The 20,275-nt window shown below is 70.4% G+C and carries 23 protein-coding genes; 15 read left to right on the top strand and 8 right to left on the bottom strand.

What is annotated here, in order from left to right; genetic code table 11:
• Positions 1–184 precede the first annotated feature (184 nt).
• Entirely contained in the window at positions 185–1,684 is a 1,500-nt protein-coding gene (locus C8D81_RS20775) for a fatty acyl-CoA synthetase (RefSeq protein WP_094430087.1), read from the bottom strand.
• A 71-nt stretch (positions 1,685–1,755) separates the two neighbouring features.
• Between C8D81_RS20775 and C8D81_RS20770 the strand changes: the two genes are divergently transcribed.
• Positions 1,756–2,607: a sensor histidine kinase gene (locus C8D81_RS20770; protein WP_094405013.1), complete on the top strand. Its 852-nt coding sequence runs from the start codon at positions 1,756–1,758 to the stop codon at positions 2,605–2,607.
• Here the strand turns inward: C8D81_RS20770 and C8D81_RS21105 are convergent.
• The 4 genes from C8D81_RS21105 to C8D81_RS20750 are packed head-to-tail and all read right to left on the bottom strand — an operon-like array spanning position 2,597 to position 4,996.
• Complete coding sequence (locus C8D81_RS21105) at positions 2,597–2,923, bottom strand: hypothetical protein (RefSeq protein WP_094405014.1); 327 nt, start codon at positions 2,921–2,923, stop codon at positions 2,597–2,599. The genes C8D81_RS20770 and C8D81_RS21105 overlap by 11 nt on opposite strands.
• Positions 2,923–3,420 carry a SixA phosphatase family protein gene (locus C8D81_RS20760; protein WP_094405015.1) on the bottom strand — a complete coding sequence of 166 codons (498 nt, stop codon included), beginning with the start codon at positions 3,418–3,420 and terminating at the stop codon, positions 2,923–2,925. Before C8D81_RS20760 ends, C8D81_RS21105 begins: the two co-directional genes overlap by 1 nt.
• A 12-nt stretch (positions 3,421–3,432) precedes the next feature.
• A complete protein-coding gene (locus tag C8D81_RS20755) occupies positions 3,433–4,473 on the bottom strand; it encodes a TRM11 family SAM-dependent methyltransferase (RefSeq protein WP_229117719.1) in 1,041 nt (346 codons plus the stop codon).
• 13 nt (positions 4,474–4,486) lie between these two features.
• Entirely contained in the window at positions 4,487–4,996 is a 510-nt protein-coding gene (locus C8D81_RS20750; RefSeq protein WP_407644086.1) for an inorganic diphosphatase, read from the bottom strand.
• 142 nt (positions 4,997–5,138) lie between these two features.
• Here C8D81_RS20750 and dacB point away from each other — a divergent pair, with 142 nt between their 5' ends.
• From dacB to C8D81_RS20710, 8 genes are all read left to right on the top strand, one after another.
• On the top strand, positions 5,139–6,545 hold the full coding sequence (gene dacB / locus C8D81_RS20745; protein WP_172421781.1) for a D-alanyl-D-alanine carboxypeptidase/D-alanyl-D-alanine endopeptidase: 1,407 nt from the start codon (positions 5,139–5,141) through the stop codon (positions 6,543–6,545).
• Positions 6,546–6,679: 134 nt separating this feature from the next.
• Positions 6,680–7,606 carry a peptidoglycan-binding protein gene (locus tag C8D81_RS20740; RefSeq protein WP_094405017.1) on the top strand — a complete coding sequence of 309 codons (927 nt, stop codon included), beginning with the start codon at positions 6,680–6,682 and terminating at the stop codon, positions 7,604–7,606.
• A gap of 73 nt (positions 7,607–7,679) precedes the next feature.
• The gene (locus C8D81_RS20735; protein ID WP_229117720.1) at positions 7,680–8,711 is read left to right on the top strand and encodes a zinc-dependent metalloprotease; all 1,032 of its coding nucleotides are present in this window, start codon (positions 7,680–7,682) and stop codon (positions 8,709–8,711) included.
• A complete protein-coding gene (tilS, locus tag C8D81_RS20730) occupies positions 8,708–9,667 on the top strand; it encodes a tRNA lysidine(34) synthetase TilS (protein WP_229117721.1) in 960 nt (319 codons plus the stop codon). The genes C8D81_RS20735 and tilS overlap by 4 nt, the downstream gene beginning before the upstream one ends.
• A 5-nt stretch (positions 9,668–9,672) precedes the next feature.
• Positions 9,673–10,224, top strand: a complete 552-nt coding sequence (gene hpt, locus C8D81_RS20725) for a hypoxanthine phosphoribosyltransferase (protein WP_094405020.1) — start codon at positions 9,673–9,675, stop codon at positions 10,222–10,224.
• A 24-nt stretch (positions 10,225–10,248) separates the two neighbouring features.
• Positions 10,249–10,563: a DMT family transporter gene (locus tag C8D81_RS20720; protein WP_094357830.1), complete on the top strand. Its 315-nt coding sequence runs from the start codon at positions 10,249–10,251 to the stop codon at positions 10,561–10,563.
• A 92-nt stretch (positions 10,564–10,655) separates the two neighbouring features.
• On the top strand, positions 10,656–12,710 hold the full coding sequence (ftsH, locus tag C8D81_RS20715; RefSeq protein ID WP_094425730.1) for an ATP-dependent zinc metalloprotease FtsH: 2,055 nt from the start codon (positions 10,656–10,658) through the stop codon (positions 12,708–12,710).
• A gap of 37 nt (positions 12,711–12,747) precedes the next feature.
• Positions 12,748–13,626: a CPBP family intramembrane glutamic endopeptidase gene (locus C8D81_RS20710; protein WP_094425732.1), complete on the top strand. Its 879-nt coding sequence runs from the start codon at positions 12,748–12,750 to the stop codon at positions 13,624–13,626.
• Here C8D81_RS20710 and C8D81_RS20705 read toward each other — a convergent pair.
• On the bottom strand, positions 13,605–13,712 hold the full coding sequence (locus C8D81_RS20705; protein WP_094357824.1) for a methionine/alanine import family NSS transporter small subunit: 108 nt from the start codon (positions 13,710–13,712) through the stop codon (positions 13,605–13,607). The genes C8D81_RS20710 and C8D81_RS20705 overlap by 22 nt on opposite strands.
• Positions 13,709–15,277, bottom strand: a complete 1,569-nt coding sequence (locus C8D81_RS20700; RefSeq protein WP_133626710.1) for a sodium-dependent transporter — start codon at positions 15,275–15,277, stop codon at positions 13,709–13,711. The genes C8D81_RS20705 and C8D81_RS20700 overlap by 4 nt, the downstream gene beginning before the upstream one ends.
• Before the next feature lie 101 nt (positions 15,278–15,378).
• Here C8D81_RS20700 and folE point away from each other — a divergent pair, with 101 nt between their 5' ends.
• The 6 genes from folE to C8D81_RS20670 all read left to right on the top strand — a co-directional run bounded on the left by folE (position 15,379) and on the right by C8D81_RS20670 (position 19,026).
• A complete protein-coding gene (gene folE / locus C8D81_RS20695; RefSeq protein WP_229117722.1) occupies positions 15,379–15,951 on the top strand; it encodes a GTP cyclohydrolase I FolE in 573 nt (190 codons plus the stop codon).
• Positions 15,951–16,775 (top strand): dihydropteroate synthase, encoded by an 825-nt coding sequence (gene folP / locus C8D81_RS20690; RefSeq protein WP_229117723.1) that lies wholly within the window; start codon positions 15,951–15,953, stop codon positions 16,773–16,775. Before folE ends, folP begins: the two co-directional genes overlap by 1 nt.
• 76 nt (positions 16,776–16,851) lie before the next feature.
• Positions 16,852–17,208 carry a dihydroneopterin aldolase gene (folB, locus tag C8D81_RS20685; RefSeq protein WP_208109434.1) on the top strand — a complete coding sequence of 119 codons (357 nt, stop codon included), beginning with the start codon at positions 16,852–16,854 and terminating at the stop codon, positions 17,206–17,208.
• Positions 17,208–17,759: a 2-amino-4-hydroxy-6-hydroxymethyldihydropteridine diphosphokinase gene (gene folK / locus C8D81_RS20680; RefSeq protein WP_094357817.1), complete on the top strand. Its 552-nt coding sequence runs from the start codon at positions 17,208–17,210 to the stop codon at positions 17,757–17,759. The genes folB and folK overlap by 1 nt, the downstream gene beginning before the upstream one ends.
• Positions 17,760–17,761: 2 nt before the next feature.
• Positions 17,762–18,250 (top strand): DUF3180 domain-containing protein, encoded by a 489-nt coding sequence (locus C8D81_RS20675; protein WP_094357815.1) that lies wholly within the window; start codon positions 17,762–17,764, stop codon positions 18,248–18,250.
• A gap of 104 nt (positions 18,251–18,354) precedes the next feature.
• Positions 18,355–19,026: a hypothetical protein gene (locus C8D81_RS20670; protein ID WP_133626709.1), complete on the top strand. Its 672-nt coding sequence runs from the start codon at positions 18,355–18,357 to the stop codon at positions 19,024–19,026.
• Positions 19,027–19,131: 105 nt separating this feature from the next.
• Here C8D81_RS20670 and C8D81_RS20665 read toward each other — a convergent pair whose 3' ends face one another.
• Positions 19,132–20,271, bottom strand: a complete 1,140-nt coding sequence (locus C8D81_RS20665; protein ID WP_094405027.1) for an NADH-quinone oxidoreductase subunit D-related protein — start codon at positions 20,269–20,271, stop codon at positions 19,132–19,134.
• Between the last annotated feature and the right edge of the window lie 4 nt (positions 20,272–20,275).

Genomic DNA, 20,275 nt, shown 5'->3' with positions numbered 1-20,275 from the left:
CTGATTCGGTCGGGGCATCGTCCTTCGGTCCGAGCATGGTGTGCCATGCCCCAACCGAACTCCCATGCCCCGACCACAGGAGCGCGCAGTCAACAGCCAACGTGGGAAGGCATCCGTCGCTCGCTCAGCTCAGCCAACGTGGGTTCATCTCGACACGGTCGCTGCGCGACCTACTCGATGAACGTCACTCCGCTGGGCGCAGTTCGCGTTTCAGGATCTTCCCGGATGCGTTGCGGGGCAAGGAATCGGAGAACTCGATGGACTTGGGCACCTTGAACGGCGCAAGGCGCTCGCGGGCGTACGCGGTCAGCTCCTCGACGGTGACCGCGTCCTTCGCCACCACCACCGCATGCACGGCCTCGATCCACTTCGCATCGGGTACGCCGATCACGGCGACCTCCGCAACGGCGGGGTGCGAGTACAACGCATCCTCGACCTCGCGGGAGGCGACCACCACACCACCGGTGTTGATCACATCCTTGATCCGGTCCACAACGAAGATGAACCCCTCCTCGTCGATCCGGACCAGGTCCCCGGAATGGAACCAGTCACCGTCGAACGCCGCCTCGGTCTCCTCCGGCTTGTTCCAATAACCGGTACACAGCTGCGGTGAGCGGTAGACCACCTCACCGGTCCCACCGGGCGCCACCTCCGTACCCTCCGGATCGACCACCCGCAACTCCACGAACAGCACCGGACGCCCCGCCGAATCCGGCCGCTCCACATGCTCCTCCGGCCGCAACACGGTCGCCAACGGCGCGATCTCGGACTGCCCGAAACAGTTGTAGAACCCCGAGTTCGGCATCTTCTCCTGCAGTCGCTGCAGAACCGGCCCCGGCATGATCGACGCCCCGTAATAGCACTTCTCGACCCCGGCCAGGTCCAACCCGGCCAGCGACTCGTGATTCGCCATCGCCACCCACAGCGTCGGCGCGGCGAAGAACGACCGATGCCCGTCCTCGGCCAGCCGACGCAGCACCTCGCCCGGATCCGGTACCTCCAGGATCGTGTTGCACCCACCGATCGCCAGTGCCGGCATGATGAACACGTGCAGCTGCGCCGAATGGTAGAGCGGCATCACATGCAGCGGATCGTCATCGGGCGCGAAGTCCAGCGCGGTCAGGCAGGACAGATACTCATGCACCAACGCCCGATGGGTCATCATCGCCCCCTTCGGCCGCGACGTGGTCCCCGAGGTGTAGAGCAACTGCACCAGATCGCCATCGGCCACCGCCGGCAACTCCGCCGGCAGCTCACCGGTGCGTACCACCGCCCCGAAACTCTCCGGATCATCACGCAGCAGCACCAAACCACCCGACCACACCGACTCCAGATTCCCCGCCAACGCCGGATCCGCCAGCACCAACGAGGCACCGGAATCCTCAATCAGATAAGCCAATTCGCCACCGGTCAACGCATAGTTCAACGGCACATGCACCAACCCGGCCCGCGCACACGCCAGGAAGGCGATCAGATAGGCATCGGAGTTCTTCCCGTACGCCGCCACCCGATCACCGGGGGACAGCCCACGACCGAGCAGGTACGCCGCCCCGCGGCTGGTCGCCTCGTCCAGCTCGCGATAGGTCCACTCCCGGTCGGCGAAGCGGACCGCCACCGCCTCGGGTGTACGCCGCGCGCTGCGGCGGATCAGGCCATCGACGGTGCTGACGCGCGGATCGGTCACGATGTCTCCCCTTCGAGCAGGTACCTGGCCGCAAATATAGGGCGATAGCCTCACCGGGTGGAGGAAATGCGATGACCGGAATCATTCTCGCTGCCGTCATCGGTCTGCTGGTCGGGGTCGCCGGGTGCTTCCTGGCGCTGCGCCCGCGGCTGCTGCGCGACCAGGCCGAACTGGCCAACCGGGAGCAGCGGCAGCTCGAACTGACCGCCGACCTGTCCGACCGTGGCGAACGCCTCGCCGACACCGACCGTCGCCACGACGCATTCATCGGCCAGGCCGCCGACCAGCTCACCGCGCCCCTGCAGGTGCTGGACACCGAGCTCGCCGCCCTGCCCGAGCCGGAGACCGCGCAGCGTGAGGTGCGCCGGATCCGCCGGCTGGCGACCGATCTGTCCACCCTGGCCAGGGTGCAGCGCGGTGAGGTCGACCTCGAGGTCACCGAGGTCGAACTGCGGGCCCTCGCCACCGAAATCGCCGACCGGCTGCGGCCCCAGTTCGAGGCCGCCGGCGGGGAACTCACCCTGCTCCCCGGCGGTACCGCCACCGTGCGGGCCGACCGCCGCCAGCTCGCCCAGGTGCTGATCAACCTGCTCGGCAACGCGCTGCAGGCCAGCGCCGACCAGGCCCGACCGCAGGTGCTGATCGGCGTCTCCCGGACCAGCGTCGACGGTGCCCCGGTCGGTCGGATCACCATCACCGACAACGGTTCAGGGCTGCCGGCCGAGGAGACCGAGGCGGTCTTCGAGCGCTTCCACCGCGCCCCCGGATCGCGACCCGGCCCCGGTACCGGGCTCGGGCTGACGATCTCTCGCGCCGTCATCGACGCCCAGCAGGGCCGGCTCGGGCTCACCTCGCCCGGTCCCGGACGCGGCGCGACCGCGACGATCACCCTGCCGCGCCCGGAGCAGCCCGTCAGCGAATGAGCCAGGGCCGGCGGCGTACGCCGTCGCCGTCGACGAGGACCTCGAGCGGGCCGATCCGACCCAGCAGCACGGTGGTCTCACCCCGGCCGAGATCCGCGACATCCTCGATCAGCTGATCCAGCTGGTCGGGGTCGCTCAACCGCTCATCCACTCGCACCCCGAGCCCCAGCGCCTCCGCCAACTCGGCCGCCTCCGCCTCGGTCGCCGCCCACAGACCGGCCACCCGCTCCGCCCCCAGCGCGGCGAGCAGTGCCCGCCGGTCGAACCCATCCACTGCGACGAACAACAACCGGGCCGGGCACTGCAGGTCGCTCATCAGCCGTGCCAGACCTCGACCAGGCGTACGCCCGCCGGTTCGGCCCAGTCGCCGGTCACCTCGAGCACCGCCAGCGTCGCCGGCGGGTAGCCGCGGGCGATGGACTCCAGCGCCTTCGGCTCCGAGGTCTGCTCATCGGCGAGCGCGTGCGCCAGGGTGGGGATGCCGGGCGCGTGCCCGACCACCAGCACCACCCGCTGGCCCGGGTCGCTCTCCGCGACATGCCGCTCGATCGTCTCCGAACCGGCGTTGTAGAGGTCCTCCAGCAGTTCGAGATCGACCCCCGGATTGAGCCGCTCGGCGGTCTCCCGGGTGCGCAGCGCCGCCGAGCAGAGCACCCGGTCGACGCGCATTCCCTGCTCGGCAAGGATTTCGGCGAGGTGGTCCGCCTGCGAACGGCCGGCATCGGTGAGCGGACGGTCGATGTCACCGCGGCCGGGGGAGAAGTCCACCGCCTGCGCGTGCCGCAGCAACAACAGCGTTCGGTGCTCGTCCATCACATCGACCTCTCAGTCAGGTTTGTGGGCCACCAGCAGATCACGGTTGATCGAGGAATCCACCCGGTGCGCGAACTCCAACCACGGCCCGCCGTCGCGCACCTCCAGCCCGGCGCGCTGCAACACCGCGGCGAGATCCTCGCGGGACAGGCCCAGGGTGTTCCAGCTCAGCCCGAGCGCGCCGCCGGGCACCAGCTGCTCCGCCCAGCCACCCACGGCCTCACCGAGCAACCCGGCTGGGGAGCGATCGCGCGTACCCTTTGGCTCTGCAAGCAACCGCGATTTCCCGGCCACCCCGACCACATCGGTGCGGGATCCGTGCACCACGCCGTAGGGGGCGTCGGCGACGATCGCCTCGAACCGCCGCTTTCCGAACAGGGCCTTGGAATTGCGGGTATCGCCGGTGAACACCGTCAGGCTCGCCCGGCGGCCGCTCGGCAGGGTCGCGGTGACATCGAACCGCTTGCCGATCGACTTGCCCTCCCGGCGTACCGGTGACATCTCGGCGTTGTGCTTGAGCCGCTTGCGCCGCAACCAGGTCTTCCAGAACCCGGCCATCGCCTCGACCGACTTCTGATCGGCCTCCACCCCGGCCGCATCCAACCCGGACAGCCAGGCCACCGCCGCCGTGGTACCGCGGCCGGCCAGCGGATCCAGCACCGTCCACTGCCGATCCCGCGGCGCGGTCACCTGGGACAGCGTCACGTTCAGCAGCAGGCGGGTGAACTGCTCGTTGGTCTTGCCCTGGTACTTCGGGATGGTGACGAAGTCGTCGTCCAACTCATCGACCACGGGTAGCTCCCGGGGCCGGAGAAGGTGGGCGTCGACCTCCTCGAACAGCGCCAACCGGGCCGACTGGCCGGCGACCGTGCGCAGCAGATCCTCACCGGGCGAGGCGTCGAAGGCCAGATAGTCGATGCCCGCGATCCGTTGCGGGGCAACCGAATCCAGCCCGGCGCAGATCTGCAGCTCGGCCGCCGCCAAGCGGTCGGCCGAGCCGGCGTACACCCGATTCGCGGCCGGAGACAACAACAGCAGCAGCCGGGAACTCACGCGGGGGTCGACCTCAGATCAGCTTGTGGTGCGCCTCGAACGAGGTGCCCTTGGCGCGCTCGAAGGAGGCATGGATCTCGGCTTCGGCATCCACCCGGCCGGCCCAGGTGGCACCCTCGACGGACTTGCCGGGCTCGAGGTCCTTGTAGACGGTGAAGAAGTGCTCGATCTCCAGGACCGAATAGGTCGGCAGATCCTCGAGATCCTGCAGATGGTCGCGGCGATGGTCGTCGGTCGGGACGCAGATCACCTTGTCGTCACCACCGGCCTCATCGGTCATCCGGAACATGCCGATCGCCCGGCACTCGATCAGGCAACCGGGGAAGGTCGGCTCCGGGACGAGCACCAGCGCGTCCAGCGGATCGCCGTCCTCGCCGAGGGTGCCCTCGATGAAGCCGTAGTCGGAGGGGTACTGGGTGGAGGTGAAGAGGGTGCGGTCGAGGCGGATCCGACCGGTCTCGTGGTCGACCTCGTACTTGTTCTTCTGTCCCTTGGGGATTTCGACGGTCACATCGAAACGGATGCCCTTCGGCGGTTCGGGGGCGTCCTGGCCGGCCGGGGCGGAGTACTCTTCAGTCACCAATGACCCTCTCTGTGATGTGTACGCCACAGACCATACCGTTACCCCCGGGAGCCAGATGCCAAACAGCCGCCGCGGGAGTGTGATGCTGCGCGCAGGGCTGCTGATGGCAGTCGTCGTGCTGGTCGTGGTGGGCCTGGTCACCGGTGTGGCCCAGTCGCTCGGCCGCAAGGGCCTCTACGCCACCGGGCTCTGGGTCGACGGGGGCGCCTCCACCATCGATCCGAGCATCTTCGACCACGACGAGCAGCCCGCCGGCCTGCCGCCGCAACCCGCGGCGCCGGTGCTGGAACCGGCCACCCCGCAGCCCGGTACCAGGGCGGCCCGGGTCGCCGAGCGGATCGCCGCGGTCGGACCGATCGGCGGCCGGATGATGGGCCAGGTGGTCGACGAGGCCACCGGCGAGCAGGTCTATGCCAACAACACCGGCCAGGTCGGCACCCCGGCCTCCACGCTGAAGACCCTCACCACCGTGGCCGCACTGGACGCCTACGGCCCCGATCAGCGGTTCAGCACCACCGTGCGCCGCGATCCGGCCGATCCGGGCAAGGTCTATCTGGTCGGCGGTGGTGACCCCTATCTGCTCGGCGGCGAACCCGCCGACGGCCGGGCCTCGATCCTCACCCTGGCCCGCAGCACCGCCGAGGCGCTGCAGGCCCAGGGGCAGAGCGGGCCGGTCGAAGTGGTCACCGACAACACCCTGTTCAGCGGGCCCACCTGGAACCCCGACTGGCTGCCCGGTTACCGGGACTACGCCGCCGACACCTCGGCGCTGTGGATCGACGGGGCCCGGATCAACAATCAGGCGATCGGTCCCCGGGACCGCGATCCGGCCCGCGGTGCCGGCAACGCCTTCGCCGCCGAACTCGGTCGTCGGGGTGTGCAGGTGACCGCGGTGAACGCCGGTAGTGCGCCGCAGCAGGCCGCCCAGCTCGCCCAGGTCAAGGGCCTGCCGTTGGAACGGATCGTCGAGCAGATCCTGATCTACTCCGACAACGACGCCGCCGAGGTGCTGTTCCGCCACGTCGGGCGTACCGGTGGCCGCAGCGGTTCGATCGCCGACGCCCAGGCCGCGATGCAGCAGACCCTGACCAGGCTCGGCGCCTGGACCGACGGGATGCGGATCGTTGACGGCTCCGGGTTGGCCCGCAGCAATCTCGCCTCGGTGACCTCGCTGACCCGGGTCGTGCAGCTCGCCGTCTCCGCCGACCACCCTCAGCTGCGGGCGCTGGCCACCGGGATGTCGGTCGCCGGGGTGGAGGGCACCCTGGCCGGCCGCTATCTGGAGGACGGTACCCAGGCCGGCCGCGGGCTGGTCCGGGCCAAGACCGGCACCCTGACCCGGGTGCATTCGATGGCCGGCTACGTCCGCGCCGGCGACGGCGCGCTGCTGGTCTATTCGTTCATCATCAACGACGACCAGAACGAGTACGCCGACCGGGTCTGGCTGGACCGGGTGACCGCGGCGCTGGCGAGCTGCGGCTGCAGTTGACTCCCGGTGGAAGACCTCTGACCACCGTCGCTGTGTGGAACTTTCCACCCCCTTCGCTCTGGTGGAAGTGACTTCCCGACTGATTCGGTAAGGGGCATCCACCACCCCCCACTGGGGCCACCAGGGAGTCAGACATGAAGCTGCGCAAGAAGATCCTCGTCACCGCCGCCGCGACGCTCGCGGTCACCGCACCAACCCTCGCCGTCGTCAACACCGTCGCACCGGCAGCCACCGCCGACGCCGCCGGTATCCCGACCTCCGGGTTGCCGGTGCTCAAGCAGGGCGCCACCGGCAACGCCGTGAAGGCCATCCAGGCCGCCGTCGGCACCGGCGTCGACGGCAGCTACGGCCCGAAGACGGTCGCCGCGGTGAAGGCATTCCAGAAGTCCAAGGGCCTGAGCGCCGACGGCGTGACCGGGCCGAAGACCTGGGACAAGGCACTCGGCGTGGTCCGCTACGGATCCAAGGGCACCGCGGTGAAGGCGCTGCAGGGCCGCCTCGGACTGCAGGTCGACGGCAACTTCGGCCCGAAGACCAAGGCCTCGGTCATCAACTTCCAGCGCACCAACGGCCTGAGCGCGGACGGGGTCGTCGGCCCCGCCACCTGGTCGAAGCTGCTCCGCGGTTCCTCCGGCGGCAGCGGTGGCAGCGGTGGCGGCAGCGGCAGCTGCCCCAACCCGCGCAACTTCGCCAACGGCAAGCTGCCGAGCTCGGCGCTGGTCGCCGTACCCGGCAACAGCAAGGAGCAGATGAGCTGCACCCTGCTGAAGGACTACACCGCGATGAACAACGCCTTCAAGGCCGCCCACGGCGGCCGGGACATCACCGTCAACGACGGCTACCGCAGCCTCGCCCGCCAGCAGTACTTCTGGGACTGCTACAAGACCAAGAAGTGCAACAACGGCAACCTGGCTGCCCGGCCCGGCACCTCCAACCACGGCTGGGGCCGCGCCTTCGACGTCGGCCGGGACGGCCGGGACTGGCTGCACCGCAACGCCGGCAAGTATGGCTTCGTGTTCGACGTCTCCTCCGAGAGCTGGCACATGACCTACAAGCGCTGAGCCAGCAGCGTTCGAGTACGCCCCGGCGGGCCGCGGATTCTGATCCCGGCCCGCCGCGCGTACGCTCGCAGCCATGACAGCCCCGCGAGGAGTGACAGGGATGCTGCCCCCGATCGACTGGGAGCTGGCCATCGGTACCGGTTCCCGACTGATCCCGGCGGGCCCGCAGGTCACCCCTGCCGAAGCGGCCGAGGCGGTGGCCGAGCTCCGCGCCGGCGCCACCCGCGCCCAGCCACTGGTCGCCGAGACCGCCCAGTTGACCGCTCCGCCGGACTCCGCACCGGTGCTCATCGTCGACCGGCGCAGCTGGCTGCGCGCCAACGTCGAATCGATGCGCGGGGTCCTCGGCGGTGACCTGCCCGGCGAGCCGAACCGGCGACCCGGCCGCGGTGGCCGCGCCGCGGCGGTCGAACTGGGCAGCGTGCTGGCCTGGCTCGGTACCAAGGTGCTCGGCCAGTTCGACCCCTTCCACGCACCGGCCGGCCGGCTGCTGCTGGTCGCGCCGAACGTGCTGCACGCCGAACGCCAGCTGGGCGCCGACCCGCACGACTTCCGGCTCTGGGTCTGCCTGCACGAGGAGACCCACCGGGTGCAGTTCACCGCCCGGGCCTGGCTGCGGGACCACCTCCGGGCCGAGATGGACGGCCTGCTGGCCGGGCTGGATCTGAACACCCCGGCCTTCGGTGAGCTGCTGAACCGGCTGCGCAACGACGCCGCCGGCGCCACCCTGCTCGACCTGATCGGCGCCGACGCCACCGACACCCGGAACCGGGTGGAGCGGGTGACCGCGCTGATGTCGCTGCTCGAGGGCCATGCCGATGTGGTGATGGACCGCGTCGGGCCGGAGGTGATCGGCTCGGTCACCCAGATCCGGCAGCGCTTCGAGCGGCGGCGCAGCGGTCGCGGGCTGGACAAGGTGGTACGCCGGTTGCTCGGCATGGACCTCAAGCTCGCCCAGTACCGCGACGGCGCCCGCTTCTGCCGCGCCGTGGTCGACCGGGTCGGTTTCACCGGCTTCAACCAGGCTCTGGCCTCGCCCGCCGAACTGCCGAGCCTGGCCGAGATCCACGACCCGGACGCCTGGCTGCGTCGGATGGGGGTATGAGGGTGGCCAAGAAGGAACTCGGACCCGCCCTGCTGGAACTCGTCGGCGCCGTCGAACACGCCATCGGGGACCGGGAGGCGCCCCTGCTGGTCGGCTGCTCCGGCGGCGCGGACTCGCTCTCCCTGGTCGCCGCCACCGCCATCGTCGCCCGCCGCCGGGGTCTGCCCGCCCGGGCCGTGGTGATCGACCACGGGCTGCAACCCGACTCGGCCGAGGTGGCCGCCAAGGCCGCCTCCCGGGCCGGCAAGCTCGGGCTGGAGGCCGACGTGGTCGCGGTGCACGTCGGCACCGACGGGGGACCGGAGGCCGCCGCCCGGACCGCCCGGCACGAGGCGCTGGCCGCCGTCGCCGAGGAGACCGGTGCCCTGGTGCTGCTCGGCCACACCCTCGACGACCAGGCCGAGACGGTGCTGCTCGGTCTGGCCCGCGGCTCCGGCGCCCGCTCGCTGCGCGGGATGGCGCCCGAACGGGACTGCTTCGTCCGGCCCTTCCTCGGCGTCCGCCGCAAGCTCACCGAGGCCGCCTGCGCCGAGGCCGGCACCAAGTACTGGGACGACCCGCACAACTCCGACGACGCGTACGCCCGGGTCCGGATCCGGCGCAAGGTGCTGCCGCTGATGGAGGACAAGCTGGGCCCCGGCATCGCCGAATCGCTCGCCCGCACCGCCACCATGCTGCGCGACGACTCCGAGCTGCTGGAGCGGCTGTCGCAGCAGGCGGTGCCCGATGACCAGCTGACCGCCGAGCTGCCGCTGGCCGCGCTGCCCGACGAACCCGCACTGCGCCGCCGGGTGCTGCGCCGCTGGCTGGTGGAGCGCGGAGCCGAGCAGCCGGCGTACCGCCAGGTGCTCGCGGTGGACTCGCTGATCTCCGACTGGCACGGCCAGAAGTGGGTCGAGGTGCCCGGGTTGCGGGTGGCCCGACGTGAAAACCGGCTGCTGGTTCTGCCAGACTGACCCTCGTGGATGAGGGACACATCGCAGCCGACCTGACGAACGTTCTCTACACCCGGGAGCAGGTCGCCGAACGGCTGGCCGAACTCGCCAAGGAGATCGACGAGACCTACCGCGACAAGGACCTGTTGCTGGTCGGGGTGCTCAACGGGGCGGTGATGGTGATGGCCGACCTGTCGCGGGCGATGAGCATCCACATGTCGATGGACTGGATGGCGATCTCGTCCTACGGCTCGGGGACCCAGTCCTCGGGGGTGGTCCGGATCCTGAAGGATCTGAACACCGACATCTCCGGCCGGCACGTGCTGGTCGTCGAGGACATCATCGACACCGGTCTGACGCTGAGCTACCTGATCTCCAACCTGCGCTCCCGGGAGCCGGCGAGCCTGGAGATCATGACCATGTTCCGCAAGCCGGAGGCGGCGCAGAACGCGGTCGACGTGAAGTGGGTCGGTTTCGACATCCCCAACGAGTTCGTCGTCGGCTACGGTCTCGACTACGCGGGCAAGTACCGCAACCTGACGTCGGTGGGCACCCTCGCCCCGCACGTCTACAGCTGAACGGCGTCGACCTGGAGGTGCGCGATGGCCTGGGTGGTACTGGTCCTCTCCGGGGTGCTCGAGGCCGTCTGGGCCACCGCGCTGGGCCGCTCGGAGGGCCTGTCCCGATTGGCCCCCTCGCTGGTCTTCCTGGTCGCGGTGGCGCTGTCGATGCTCGGGCTGGGCTATGCGATGCGCACCCTGCCGGTCGGCACGGCGTACGCCATCTGGACCGGGATCGGCGCCTCGCTGACGGTGGCGTACGCGATGGCCACCGGAACCGAGACGGTCTCGCTGATCAAGATTCTGCTGATCATGGGCATCGTCGGCTGCGTGATCGGGCTGAAGCTGCTGCACTGAGGCCGTGGTTGGGTCATATTGGGCACCCCCGGGTAGGGTCTGAGTGCTCATACCCGGGCAATTTTGGTGTACCCAACCGCACTAGGTAGGTCATGAACTTCTCACGCATCTTCCGCGGGCCGGTGGTCTGGATCATCCTGGCCCTGCTCGCGCTGCTGCTCATCCTGGACTTCGCCAAGTCCGTGGACGGGTACACCGAGAAGCCCACCTCCGAGGTGGTTGCCGTGATCAACGGCAACGACCCGCTCAAGGAGGTCACGCTGATCGAGGGCGAGCAGCAGATCCAGGTCAACGTCGATGACAAGACCAAGCTGAAGGCCTACTGGGTCGGCCCGCAGGTCGGCCCGATCGCGGACCGGTTGCAGCAGCGGTCCGCCGCCGGAACCCTGGAGAACTACTCGGTGAAGGTGCCCCAGCCGGGCTTCTTGAACTACGTGCTGCCCAGCCTGCTGCCGTTCCTGCTGATCGGTGTGGTCTTCTTCTTCCTGCTCAACTCGATGCAGGGCGGCGGCTCCCGGGTGATGCAGTTCGGCAAGTCCAAGGCCAAGGTCGCCAACAAGGACACCCCGAAGACCACGTTCTCCGATGTGGCCGGTGCCGAGGAGGCGATCGAGGAGCTGGAGGAGATCAAGGAATTCCTCTCCGACCCGCCCAAGTTCCAGGCCGTCGGCGCCAAGATCCCCAAGGGCGTGCTGCTCTACGGCCCGCCCGGTACCGGTAAGACCCTGCTCGCCCGTGCGGTCGCCGGCGAGGCCGGTGTACCGTTCTATTCGATCTCCGGTTCCGACTTCGTCGAGATGTTCGTCGGCGTCGGCGCCTCCCGGGTCCGCGACCTGTTCGAGCAGGCCAAGGACAACGCCCCGGCGATCGTCTTCATCGACGAGATCGACGCCGTCGGCCGGCACCGCGGCGCCGGTATGGGCGGCGGCCACGACGAGCGCGAGCAGACGCTGAACCAGCTGCTGGTCGAGATGGACGGCTTCGACGTCCGCGGCGGGGTCATCCTGATCGCCGCCACCAACCGGCCCGACGTGCTGGACCCCGCGCTGCTCCGCCCGGGCCGCTTCGACCGGCAGATCCAGGTCGACGCCCCCGACATGAACGGCCGCGCGCAGATCCTCAAGGTGCACGCCCAGGGCAAGCCGATCGCCGCCGACGTCGACCTCCGGTCGGTGGCGCAGCGGACCCCCGGCTTCACCGGTGCCGACCTGGCCAATGTGCTCAACGAGGCCGCCCTGCTGACCGCCCGCAGCGGCCGCAAGCTGATCTCCAAGGGCGACGTCGACGAGGCCATCGACCGGGTGATCGCCGGCCCGCAGAAGCGGACCCGGCTGATGAACGAGCGTGAGCGGCTGATCACCGCCTACCACGAGGGCGGGCACGCCCTGGTCGCGGCGGCGATGCCGGGCACCGACCCGGTGCAGAAGGTGACGATCCTGCCGCGCGGCCGGGCGCTGGGTTACACCATGGTGATGCCCGACGACGACAAGTACTCCAGCACCCGCGGCGAGCTGCTGGACCAGCTGGCGTACATGCTGGGCGGCCGGGCAGCGGAGGAACTCGTCTTCCACGACCCGACCACCGGCGCCTCCAACGACATCGACAAGGCCACCAACGTCGCCCGCGCGATGGTCACCCAGTACGGCATGAGTGACCGGGTCGGCGCGATCCGCCTCGGCAAGGGCGACTCCGAGCCCTTCCTCGGCATGGAGATGGGCGGCGGCGGCAACCGCGACTACTCCGAGGAGGTCGCGGGGGTCGTCGACGAGGAGGTCAAGACGCTGATCGCGAATGCCCACCAGGAGGCGTTCGACGTGCTGCAGACCAACCGTGAGGTCCTCGACGAGCTGGTCCGCCAGCTGTTCGAGCACGAGACCCTGGACAAGCACGCGGTGGCCAAGATCTTCGAGCCGCTGCAGCGCTGGCCGAAGCGACCGGCCTGGACCGGCTCGCCGACCCGGCAGCCCTCGCAGATCCCGCCGGTCACCCCGCCGGAGATGAAGGGCGACCCGCTCGCCGAACCGCCCCAGCCCGCCGGCGGCGTCCAGCTGCCGCCCGGGCAGACCGGTGGCAGCGAACTCCCCGGCCACACGCCGGGGCAGGGCATCCCGGGTGACGAGGGGCCGCGGGGGCCGCAGATCAGCTGACCCACGGGTTTTAACTCGGTCGTGCTAATTTACTGGCATGGCCGGACCCGCTGGACGCCGCCCGCACACCCTCGACCTCATCGGGGCGGTGTGCGTGGCCCTGCTGGGCGCGGGCGTGCTCTGGGTCAGCCTCCGCCATCCGGCCGGGCTGCCCGGTTCCTCCGATCCGGGTGCCGGGCGCACCCCGGCCTGGCTGACCGCGCTGGTGGTGCTGGTCGTCGTCGCGCTGACCCGGTTGGCGCCGCCCCGGCTGCCTCCGGTCCGGGTGCGCTTCACCGGCCCGCCGGTCCGCATCGTCGCGGTGGTGTGGGGACTGCTGGGGTTCGAGGCGATGTTCGTGGCCAGTTCGTGGTTCCCGCCGCTGTTCGGCGACGCCGACTACGTGTTCTGGAAGGTGGTCTGGTACGCCGGGGCCGGCGGTCTGCTGGTGCTCTGGGCCCGGCACCGGGGCCAGCGCCGACACCTCGAACGACCGGCCGCCGGCTGGTGGCCGCTGCTGCCGGTGCTGGTCTTCTGCGCGAGCCTGGTCGGCGGCCCGGCCGCCCAACGGTTCACCAATCCCACCGGCATCGACCCGGTGACGGTGGCGATCATCGCCGCGATCACCGCACTCACCGCCGGGGTGCTCGAGGAGTTCTTCTTCCGGGGCTGGCTGCAGACCAGGCTGCAGGCCCTCGGCAGCGGCTGGGCCGCGGTGGCGATCAGCTCGGTCGCCTTCGCCGGGATGCACCTCGGCTCACACGGCGGCGGGCTCCCGGCGCTCGACAGCGTCGCCTCGGTGCTCGCCAACCAGGGCCTGTCCGGCGTACTGCTCGGCCACCTCGCGCTGCGCTACGGCCGGCTCTGGCCGAGCATCGTGGCGCACATCGGTCTCAACGGCCTGCCGGTGCTCGCCTACCTGGTCGCCCTGCCGTGACGCCAGAGGTTGAACACCGCGGCGGCCAGGCCGCCCCACAGCACGACGATGGCCAGCACCATCATGGCGATCGCGATCGGGGTCATCGGGCCTCCTGAGGGGCGGTTTCGTCATCGGGTTGCGGGGTGCCGTCGGGTTCGGTGGGTGGCTCGTTCACCGCATCGGTACGCCAGGGCAGCAGGGCCAGCAGGAAGCCGAGCACCAGCACCCCGGCGGCCACCCCCCAGCCGAGCGTGCCGAGCAGCCAACCCGGGTATCCCTCATAGGGCTCGGCCACATCGCCGAGGAAGGCCTGGACCAGGTTGACCACCAGCACCAGCGGTGTCACCACACCGAGCAGCACCAGCCACCAGCGCCCGATCGGCACCGAGCCGTTGGCGTTCAGGTGTGCCCGCAGCATCGGGATCGCCCGGATCCCCCAGGTGATCACCAGCATGCTGACGATGGCCACCAGCAGGATGCCGAAGTTGTTGATGAAGTGGTCCAGCACGTCCAGCGCGTACACCGCGGTGCTGGTGCCGAGCAGCAGCATGCTGATCACCGCCAGCGGCACCCCCACCCAGAGGGTGGCCGCCACCCGGGGAAGGTCGAACTTGTCGCGGACCGCGGAGATCGCCACCTCCAGCACGCTGACCAGGGAGGTGATCCCGGCCAGCACCAGGGAGGCGAAGAACAGCACACCGAGCAGCGAACCGGCCGGGGCGGCGTTGATGATCGTCGGGAAGGCGACGAAGGCCATCCCCAGCCCGCTGGCCACCACCTCGGCGACCGGCTTGCCGCTGGCCTGCGCCATGAACCCGAGCGCGGAGAACACCCCGATCCCGGCGAGCAGTTCGAACCCGGAGTTGGCGAACCCGACGACCAGCCCCGAACCGGTCAGGTCGGTCTTCTTCGACATGTAGGAGGCGTAGGTGATCATGATCCCGAAGCCGACCGACAGCGAGAAGAAGATCTGCCCGAAGGCGGCGACCCAGACGCTCGGGTCGAGCAGCGCCGACCACTTCGGGGTGAACAGGGCGTTCAGCCCGTCGACGGCGCCGGGCAGCAGCAGCGCCTGCACGACCAGGGCCAGGAAGACCAGCATCAGCACCGGGATGAACACCACCGAGGTCGCCCCGATACCGCGCTGCACGCCGAGCAGCAGGATCCCCAGCAGCACGATCCAGACCACCGCCAGCGGCCAGGCGGCCTGCGGCACGAAGGTCAGGCTCAGCCCCGGATCGCCGGCCTGCAGGAAGGACTTGAAGAAATAGGACTCGGTGTCCTCACCCCAGGTCCGCCCGATCGAGAACACCGCGTACATGCCGGCCCAGGCGATGATCGCGGCATAGTAGACCGCGATCACCGCGCAGATCAGCACCTGCCACCAGCCCAACCCCTCGCTGCGCCGGGACAGCCGGGCGAAGGACAGCGGGGTCGAGCCGCGGAACCGGTGGCCCAGCGCGTAGTCGAGGAACAGGAACGGCAGCCCGGCGAACAGCAGCGCACACAGGTAGGGGATCAGGAACGAGCCGCCGCCGTTCTCGTAGGCGACATAGGGAAAGCGCCAGATGTTGCCGAGTCCGACGGCCGATCCGATGGCGGTGAGGATGAACACCCGCTGGGAGCTGAAGCCACCTCGGGTGTGCTTGGTGCTCTGGGTCGTGGTCACGGGTGTTCCTCTCTGCTGATCCACCTGCGGGTCGTCCGAGCCTAACGAACCGTCATTTGTCGCGTCGGCGGGTACCGCCCGGGGCCGCTATGCTCCGCTCCATGCGCCCCTTTGATCATGAGCGAGTCAGTGCTGCCGTCCGGGAGCTGCTGCTCGGCATCGGCGAGGATCCCGATCGGAACGGGTTGCGCGACACCCCCGATCGCGTCGCCCGGGCGTACGCCGAGATGTTCGCCGGGATGCGGCAGGACCCGGCCGACGTGCTCGGCACCACCTTCGACATCGCCCACGACGAGATGGTGCTGGTCCGCGACATCGAGGTGTGGAGCTGCTGCGAGCACCACCTGGTGCCGTTCACCGGTGTCGCCCACGTCGGCTACATCCCCGCCGCCGAGGGGCGGATCACCGGGCTGAGCAAGCTGGCCCGGCTGGTCGACGTCTACGCCAAGCGGCCCCAGGTGCAGGAACGGCTGACCACCCAGATCGCCGACGCCCTGGTCGAGCACCTCTCCCCGCGCGGGGTGATCGTGGTGATCGAGTGCGAGCACCTGTGCATGACGATGCGCGGGGTGCGCAAACCCGGGGCCAAGACCGTCACCAGCGCGGTCCGCGGCCAGCTCCGCGACCAGACCACCCGCTCCGAGGCGATGAGCTTGATCATCGACGGGCGCTGATGAGCGGCGAACTGTTCACCCCGGCACCGACCCGGGTGATGGGCATCCTCAACGTCACCCCGGACTCCTTCTCCGACGGCGGCGACTTCTTCGACCACCAGCGGGCCATCGACCACGGCCTGGCGCTGGCCGCCGAGGGTGCCCAACTGATCGACGTCGGCGGCGAATCCACCCGGCCGGGGGTGCGGCGTACCGAACCGGCCGAGGAACTGCGCCGGGTGCTGCCGGTCGTCGAGGCACTGGCCGCCAGCGGCGTACCGGTCTCGGTCGACACCATGCGGGCCGAGGTCGCGCGGGAGACCGTACGCCTGGGTGCGGCGATGATCAACGACGTCTCCGGCGGGCTGGCCGATGAGGCGATGCTGCCCACCGTCGCCGACCTCGGCGTCCCCTATGTCGCCATGCACTGGCGTGCCCACTCCGCCGAGATGGCGAACGCCGCCCACTACACCGACGTGGTCGCCGAGGTCCGCGGTGAACTGACCGCCCGGGCCCGCGCCGCGCTGGCCGCCGGGATCGCCGCCGAGCGCCTGGTGCTGGACCCCGGCATCGGATTCGCCAAGACCGGCGAGCACAACTGGCAGCTGCTCCGGCGCATCGACGCGCTGGCCGAACTCGGCCATCCGCTGCTGGTCGGGGTCTCCCGGAAACGGTTCCTCGGCCAGCTGCTCGCCGACGAGGACGGGCCGCGCCCGCCCAAGGGCCGAGACGACGCCTCGGTGGCGATCAGCACCCTGCTCGCCGCCCACGGGATCTGGGCCGTGCGCACCCATTCGGTGCGCGCGCACCGCGACGCAATTCTTGTTGCCGATCGTTTCCGCTGAGTTTCGGTGAGCGGACTATGTTGGGGCCCTTGCGGGTTCGAGAAAGTCAACCGGAGCAGAGATGTCAGGAGCAGCGATGGACCGGATCACCCTCACCGGGATCACCGGGTTCGGCCACCACGGCGTCTTTGAGCACGAGCGCCGCGACGGTCAGCAGTTCGTCGTCGATGTCTCCCTGGCCCTCGATCTCGCCCCGGTGGCGGCCAGCGATGCGCTCGCCGACACCGTCGACTACGGCGTACTCGCGAACGCCGTGCACGCGGACATCAGCAACGACCCCCTCGATACCATCGAAGCACTGGCGGGCCGTATCGCGACCACCTGCCTGCGGGACCCCCGGGTCACCGAGGTGGCGGTCACGGTGCACAAACCCCAGGCCCCAGTAGAGGTTCCGGTGACCGATGTCGCCGTGACCGTGATCAGGAGCAGATGATGACCCACCCCTTTGCCGTTGACGTCGACACCCTGAGCGGGATGCGCCCGCTGTCCACCGCCGTGTTCGCGCTGGGCTCCAATCTCGGCGACCGCCTGGAGAATCTGCAGGGCGCCCTGGAGGGGCTGCGCAACACCCCCGATGTGATGGTGGTCGACGTGTCCGCGGTCTATGAGACCGCGGCCGTCGGCGGACCCGAGGACAACCCCGACTTCCTGAACGCGGTGGTGGTCACCGAGACCACCCTGCAGCCGCGCACCCTGCTGGAACGCGCGCTGGCGATCGAGGACGCCTACGGCCGGATCCGGGAAGAGGTCGACGGCCCGCGCACCCTCGATGTGGACCTGTTGATCGTCGGCAAGCGCGAGATCGACGAGAAGGCGCTGCGGCTGCCGCATCCGCGCGCCCACGAGCGGGCGTTCGTGCTGGTGCCCTGGCACGAGGTGGATCCGCGGGCCAGCATCCCCGGGCACGGCGCGGTCGCCGACCTGCTCGCCGACCTGGACACCTCCGGCGTACGCCGCCGCGACGACCTGGTACTGGAGGACTGAGCTTGGCCGATCAGCCGGGCATGGGACTGACCCGCCCGCGGGACCTCGCCATCGCCGCCCTGGTGGGCGGGGTGGCCGGCTGGTTGCTGGTCCGCAGCATCGAAGCGGCTGCCGGGCAGCCGCCGCAGCTGCCGTGGGTCGGCCCGTTGGTGCTCTGGTTCGTGGCCGCCCTGGTGGCCGGGCTGGCCTGGACCACCTGGCGGCGGATCCAGGTGCGCCGCGAGCGGATCGAGCCGGAACGGGCGGTCACCTTCCTCGCCTTCGGCAAGGCCTCCGGGATCGGGGGAGCGGCGATCGCCGGCGGGTACCTGGTCTTCGCGCTGCTCGCGATCGGCCATCTGGACGCGGAGGGGCCGCAGCAGCGGCTGGTACGCGGGTTGGTCGCCGCGGTGGCCGGGGTCGCCATCGGGGCCGCCGGATTGTGGCTGGAACGCGCCTGCCGGGTACCGGATCCGCCCGAGGGTGAGGACGAGGCGGCCCGCGAGGCCTGAACGATCAGGCCCGCACAAAAGGCCCGGTCAAACAGTGGGTGAAGACTCACCGACGGGCGCGTTGCGGCTGTCCGGGAGCGGTTCTGGGCAATAGAATCCGGGCTGTGAGCACCAAGCAGCAGCCGGGCCGTCGCGGCCGAGAAGTGTCCTCCCTGCACCGGGTCACCCAGGTCGTGCTCGGCGTGGGCACCCTGCTGGCGCTGGCCGCGGCCTTCGGCCCCGTCTGGGTCGCCCGCGTCGGCGTCGTGATCGCCGTGCTGGCCGCCCTGTTCGCGGTCCGCTTCGCCTGGGCCGAGCTGAAGCAGGCCCGCGCCGACCACGCCAGGGAACAGGTCGCCCAGCTGCGCGCGCACCGCGAGCAGCTGTCCGCCGAACGCCGCCAGAGCAGTGAGGTGGTCGCCGCGCTCAGCGCCCACAACGAGCAGGCCGATCAGCGGATCGTCACCCTGCAGTCGACCATCGGTTCGCTGCGCGGCGAGCTGTCGACCCTGCGCGGCGACCATGCCGCGCTGACCGCCGGCCTGGCCGAGCGGGACCAGCGGATCGCCCAGCTGGGCCGGGACCTGGCCACCCGGGAGGCCGAGCTGCAGGCCCTCCGCGAGACCGAGGACGCCGCCGAGGTGCTGCCGATGCCGCGGCACGCCGCCGTCGCCGACTGGGATGCGTTGCCCAGCGCCGAGGATCTGTGGTCCGACGGCAACCATCCGACGGTCGTCGATCTGCAGCAGCTCGCCTTCCCCGAGGCCCCGAGCACCGAGGCCAAGAAGCAGGCCTGAGCCCCCCTGCTGCGATCCATCGAACCGTGCGTGCACCAGTCGCATGCTGGGGGATGCGCGGGGTGTACGCAGGGATCGATGGATCGCGGATCGGGCGGCGGGTGGCTACTTCGCCACGTCGCCGATGACGTAGCCGATCGAGGCCAGCGCGGCCTCCACCTCCTCGCTCGGGCAGCCGAGCAGGATCTCCTCCAGTGCGGCGACGTGATGGAACGAGGGGCTGCGCAGCTTCATCCGCCACGGCGTCTTGCCGCCGCGGGAGACCAGATGGAAGCCGGCGCGGCCCAGCGGCGCCTCGATCGGGGTGTACGCCGAACCCTCCGGGAGCTTCACGATCTTCGGCAGCTTCACCGCGACCGGCCCGGTCGGCAACGCATCGCAACAGGCGGCGACCAGCGCCGCGGAGCGCTCCAGTTCGGCGGCCAGCAGGGCGAAGCGGGCCGCCGCGTCACCGCCGCCGGGGATCGCGGCCGGGGTGAGCAGCTCGCGCAGCTCGGCGTACGCCAGATAGGGCGCGTCCACCCGCAGATCGAGGGGTACGCCGCCGGCGCGGGCCAGCGGCCCCGACAGTCCGAACGAATCCACCTGGGCCGCGCTCACCGGAGCCACCCCCGCCCCGGGCCGGGTCGCGGCGAACCGGTCGCCCAGCGCATGGGCCAGCGCGGTCAGCTCCTCGGTCAGTGCCACCTCGGCCCGCAGCCAGTCCGCGTCCGGGTCGCAGGCCAGGCCGCCGAGCCGGGCCGCCATCGGATGGATCCGATTCCCGGTCAACCGCCGGGTCTGCTCGCGCAGCGCCTCGCGCGCCCGGCGGAGGCGATCCAGCAGGGCGGGGTCGTCGCGGACCGGCCAGCCGAGGAAGCCGAGGTGGCTCAGGGCGCGGGTGTGCTCGGCGAGCAGGGTGCGCAGCCAGGTCGCCCGGGGGGCGGGTTCCAACCGCAGCAGCTCCTCGAAGCAGAGCACCGCGGCCAGCTCCCCGAAGAAGGGGGCCTGCCAGTCGTGCCGGTCGGCGAGCATCAGGATCTGACGCGGATCGCGGACCTCGAACAGCTTCTCCACCCCGCGATGCATCGCCCCCGGTGCGATCCGGGCCCGGGTGATCACGCCGTCGGCGGTCTCCAGCCGCAGCTCCAGCAGCCCCGCGCGGGTGGGGTGGTCGACCCCCAGATCGAGCAGCACGGTGTGCGCATCCACCGGTACCCCGGCGGCCAGGGCTCCGATCAGGACGCGCTGCTGGGGATGGCTCACCCGC

The organism is Enemella evansiae (assembly GCF_004362375.1).
Classification (GTDB): domain Bacteria; phylum Actinomycetota; class Actinomycetes; order Propionibacteriales; family Propionibacteriaceae; genus Enemella; species Enemella evansiae.
This window is presented reverse-complemented; position numbering and strand designations above follow the sequence as displayed.

Coding starts and splice junctions, on each gene's coding strand:
- C8D81_RS20705 (WP_094357824.1), bottom strand. CDS start 13,712: ATGACCCCGATCGCGATCGCCATGATGGTGCTGGCCATCGTCGTGCTG.
- ftsH (WP_094425730.1), top strand. CDS start 10,656: ATGAACTTCTCACGCATCTTCCGCGGGCCGGTGGTCTGGATCATCCTG.
- C8D81_RS20720 (WP_094357830.1), top strand. CDS start 10,249: ATGGCCTGGGTGGTACTGGTCCTCTCCGGGGTGCTCGAGGCCGTCTGG.
- folP (WP_229117723.1), top strand. CDS start 15,951: ATGAGCGGCGAACTGTTCACCCCGGCACCGACCCGGGTGATGGGCATC.
- C8D81_RS20710 (WP_094425732.1), top strand. CDS start 12,748: ATGGCCGGACCCGCTGGACGCCGCCCGCACACCCTCGACCTCATCGGG.
- C8D81_RS21105 (WP_094405014.1), bottom strand. CDS start 2,923: ATGAGCGACCTGCAGTGCCCGGCCCGGTTGTTGTTCGTCGCAGTGGAT.
- dacB (WP_172421781.1), top strand. CDS start 5,139: ATGCTGCGCGCAGGGCTGCTGATGGCAGTCGTCGTGCTGGTCGTGGTG.
- folB (WP_208109434.1), top strand. CDS start 16,852: ATGGACCGGATCACCCTCACCGGGATCACCGGGTTCGGCCACCACGGC.
- C8D81_RS20770 (WP_094405013.1), top strand. CDS start 1,756: ATGACCGGAATCATTCTCGCTGCCGTCATCGGTCTGCTGGTCGGGGTC.
- C8D81_RS20735 (WP_229117720.1), top strand. CDS start 7,680: ATGACAGCCCCGCGAGGAGTGACAGGGATGCTGCCCCCGATCGACTGG.
- tilS (WP_229117721.1), top strand. CDS start 8,708: ATGAGGGTGGCCAAGAAGGAACTCGGACCCGCCCTGCTGGAACTCGTC.
- C8D81_RS20760 (WP_094405015.1), bottom strand. CDS start 3,420: ATGGACGAGCACCGAACGCTGTTGTTGCTGCGGCACGCGCAGGCGGTG.
- folE (WP_229117722.1), top strand. CDS start 15,379: ATGCGCCCCTTTGATCATGAGCGAGTCAGTGCTGCCGTCCGGGAGCTG.
- folK (WP_094357817.1), top strand. CDS start 17,208: ATGACCCACCCCTTTGCCGTTGACGTCGACACCCTGAGCGGGATGCGC.
- C8D81_RS20740 (WP_094405017.1), top strand. CDS start 6,680: ATGAAGCTGCGCAAGAAGATCCTCGTCACCGCCGCCGCGACGCTCGCG.